The sequence below is a fragment of the Rhodanobacter sp. Root561 genome (assembly GCF_001427365.1).
In the GTDB taxonomy this organism is placed as follows: domain Bacteria; phylum Pseudomonadota; class Gammaproteobacteria; order Xanthomonadales; family Rhodanobacteraceae; genus Rhodanobacter.
In genome coordinates this window covers 1-2,036 of the sequence record NZ_LMGH01000008.1, presented here as the reverse complement: position 1 = coordinate 2,036, position 2,036 = coordinate 1, and the positions used below count along the sequence as shown (strand labels likewise).

General features: G+C 55.4%; 4 protein-coding genes. All 4 read left to right on the top strand.

Annotation, left to right across the window (positions count from 1 at the left end):
- Positions 1–421: hypothetical protein (locus tag ASD55_RS18810; RefSeq protein ID WP_235577742.1), on the top strand; the 421-nt coding region annotated here is incomplete at its 5' end.
- A 64-nt stretch (positions 422–485) separates the two neighbouring features.
- Complete coding sequence (locus tag ASD55_RS17995; RefSeq protein WP_082542677.1) at positions 486–920, top strand: DUF695 domain-containing protein; 435 nt, start codon at positions 486–488, stop codon at positions 918–920.
- Between the two features lie 429 nt (positions 921–1,349).
- Positions 1,350–1,586, top strand: a complete 237-nt coding sequence (locus ASD55_RS18365; protein ID WP_157598872.1) for a hypothetical protein — start codon at positions 1,350–1,352, stop codon at positions 1,584–1,586.
- Positions 1,587–1,679: 93 nt separating this feature from the next.
- A complete protein-coding gene (locus ASD55_RS06555) occupies positions 1,680–1,925 on the top strand; it encodes a hypothetical protein (protein WP_056764635.1) in 246 nt (81 codons plus the stop codon).
- Positions 1,926–2,036: the final 111 nt, after the last annotated feature.

The following is a 2,036-nucleotide window of genomic DNA, read 5'->3' as shown; positions in this document are numbered from 1 at the left end:
GATCCTCTTCTGGCCGGAAAAGTTTCATCGTCAGTATCGCCGATCACCTCGACTATCCTTCGGGGCCGCGCCTGTGCACTTAGTATTTGAATTCGCGGCGCCTAACAAATCGTCCAAGCGGACGCGCGGAAAAGCCCGCGCGCCGCTTAACTCCAGCGTTAGGGATCAGGTGAAATTGACGTCTAGCCTCGAAGAGCCAAGTTATTCCTGCATGTTCTGCACTAAGGCCATCGAGGCCGGCGTACTCGATCCATGCGCCATCCACTTGGTTGCTCGCACGAATCGCCTACGTAGTGAGCAAAAAGAGCAGACCTTCTTCTGTCACATCGCTTGCTTGCAGGCGGCCGCGTCCATTCATTCGGCAAATTTCTATATCGTAGAGCCAGATTTTCCTTCGGTTGGTGAGCTCGCTGCTCCCTAACCAGTCATCCAAGCGGACGGCTGCGCCGCCGCTTAATTCCAGCGTTAGGCCACAGGAACCGGTAATGGATATCGAAACTGACAATTGGACGCTAGCTCAGTACCGCGATCCTGAATCTCCGCAAATATGGATCTTCAGAAAGAATCAAGCTCCCTCAGTAAAGCCTGGAAGCGCGTCACACCCGCACGTCTGCTATTTGACGTTTGGTTACGTTCCTGAGGATGCATCGGGCCTTCCGTCAAGCGAGGACGCTACGCGCTTGCAGAACATTGAGGCGACGGACGTTCTGGATCTCGAGCGAGGCGGCTTGGCTGTTTTGGTGGGTGTCGCACTTAAAAATGGCATCAAAGACTTCATCTTTTACACCAGTGATCCTAAAGAGTTTTTGGTTCGGGCAGCTGCGATCCGCGACTCTCACATAGAGTTTAAACTCGGCTGCGAGGTAGCAAAAGATAAAAAGTGGTCGCACTATCTCGACTTCCCGGGAACGGCTGCCTAACAGTGCGTTCGAGGCGGACGGCTTCGCCGCCGCTCAACTTCAGCGTTAGGCGGCAGAGCATTTTCCTTCGCAGTTTTTCGTCGCCCCGCGTTTCGGCTTCGTGCTTGCGGAGCGCGTTGTGTCGTTTCAGGCTGGCCTGCGTTGTCTTCTTTCGCGCGCTTGGTCGTACGCTGTGTCTTGCGCGCGTTGGCGTATTTCGCATCTTCGCACTTCGCGGTGCGCGCGGTTCATCGCAGCGTGGCGTTTGTCGTCAGCGATTCGTTCTTCGCGCGCAGGCCACAAGCTTCGCGGCATTGCCGGGCATTTAAGGCAGCGCTATCGTGTTGGCTGGCGTCGGTGCTTCGTGCTGCCGTCTAACATCTCGTTCAACGCGGACGGCTTCGCCGCCGCTTAACTCCAGCGTTAGAACGCAACCAATGGAACCGGCATATGCGGCTGCATCGCTATCGAGGCAAGGAAAACGGTCTAATGGTTATCGGCACTTCAAGCGAGCTTCGTGCGCTGGGACAATCGCTCATCGCCGCTGCAGAGCATCCACCAGAACCTCTGGTCAAAGATTGGCCGCCACAAGTTGCCGAGGCAGCCATAGTAGGCGCCCAAGAGTTCTTGCTCTCGTTTCATCTCGAAGCTCTTGGCGCATCCACACCGAAGAGCAATCTTCCTTGAGCACGCATGGGCATCGCGCAATGTGCTCTAACCAGTCATTCGAGGCGGACGGCTACGCCGCCGCTCAATTCCAGCGTTAGGCCTCATCTAGCCATGCAGGACGAAATCACCAATGGTGTTGTTGCCGTCGTAAAGTTCATCGCGTACTACATCATCTGGTCGTTTGTTCTGTTCAACCTAGGTCGCGTGTCGCTACTTCTTGTTACGCTTGGGCAGTATCCGCGAGGCCATGATGCTCAGCGTCACGTCAACCAAATCTCGTTCGTTGGCATTTTTGTGCTCGTCTTGGCTTGGTCAGCTGTTGCCATCTACAACAACACTCATGGCATCCAGGCCTAACATCTCATTCGAGGCGCGACGTCCCCCCGGTTTTGAGTAGCACGTCGGTTTGGAGTCCAATCCCCCATCCGAAGGAGATTGGACGTGAAGAAGCGGTTTACCGAAGAGCAG

Bases quoted from the DNA above. Each gene is read 5' to 3' on its own strand.
- ASD55_RS17995 (WP_082542677.1), top strand. From the start codon at position 486: ATGGATATCGAAACTGACAATTGGACGCTAGCTCAGTACCGCGATCCT.
- ASD55_RS18365 (WP_157598872.1), top strand. From the start codon at position 1,350: ATGCGGCTGCATCGCTATCGAGGCAAGGAAAACGGTCTAATGGTTATC.
- ASD55_RS06555 (WP_056764635.1), top strand. From the start codon at position 1,680: ATGCAGGACGAAATCACCAATGGTGTTGTTGCCGTCGTAAAGTTCATC.